Origin of the sequence: Cytobacillus gottheilii (assembly GCF_900166665.1) — a bacterium.
Taxonomy (GTDB): domain Bacteria; phylum Bacillota; class Bacilli; order Bacillales; family Cytobacillaceae; genus Cytobacillus; species Cytobacillus gottheilii_A.
Genome location: NZ_LT800490.1, coordinates 1 through 918 on the forward strand (window position 1 = coordinate 1; position 918 = coordinate 918).

Here is a 918-nt window from a genome sequence, read left to right on the forward strand (position 1 = left end):
AAACATACTAAGATTAGTAGCACAGACCAAGGCCATGGTTTGTGCTACTATTTTTATATAGTAGAAGTGAAGGAAGGTCGAACAGCCTCTGGGGCCACATAAGAGTCCGTATTAAAAACAGACCAACTTCACACCCTTATTTGAATCAGTTTAGTATGTTGGGTCCATAGAGATCGTGTATAAGAAAATGGAATCGGTAAGGCAATGTGAAGACTTCTATGATTGGCTAAAAAGGAGAAGGTTTTATGCAACATGTCATCGCTTTAGATATAAGTAAAGGCAAAAGTCATTTTGTCATTTACAACCGTTATAAGCGCTGTGAATTTGAAGGAGAAATACATCATACACGTGCTGATTTTGAACGCCTTCAAAGTCGTATTGAGGAGCTATCTTCTCTCGATGGGGAACAACCTGAAATCGTGTTTGAAGCAACAGGCGTGTATTCAAAACCGATAGAAAAGTTCCTTTGTGATTACGGTTATACCTATTACCGAATGAATCCACTAGAAGCGAACTTACAAATGGCTACAATGCGTCGCCATAAAACAGATATCAATGATGCACACGAACTTGCCAAATCACATTTTAAAATGGAACGCGAGAAAACCTATACGCAAGATGAGTATTATGAACAAATGCGTGCAATAACACGGTATTATGATGAAACAGCTGAAGAGATGACCTACTTACGCAGCCGAATGCATGCAATTTTACAATTATCATTTCCAGAATTGGAACGGCTAATTACACCTAAATCAGCTCTGTTTTTAAATTTTGTCCAGCTGTACCCACATCCGGCATTATTGTTGGCCCATTCAAAAACAGTCATCAAAAATAACTTAAAGAGGAATACACAAAAGAACTTATCTGCAGAACGTGCTGAGAAAAAAGCCATTGTTTTACTTGAAGCTGCACAAC

The 918-nt window shown here is 38.2% G+C and carries 1 protein-coding gene; it reads left to right on the plus strand.

Going from position 1 to position 918, the window contains the following annotated elements; genetic code table 11:
- Positions 1-245 precede the first annotated feature (245 nt).
- On the plus strand, positions 246-918 hold a 673-nt coding region (locus B7E07_RS00005), incomplete at its 3' end, for an IS110 family transposase (protein ID WP_080843531.1).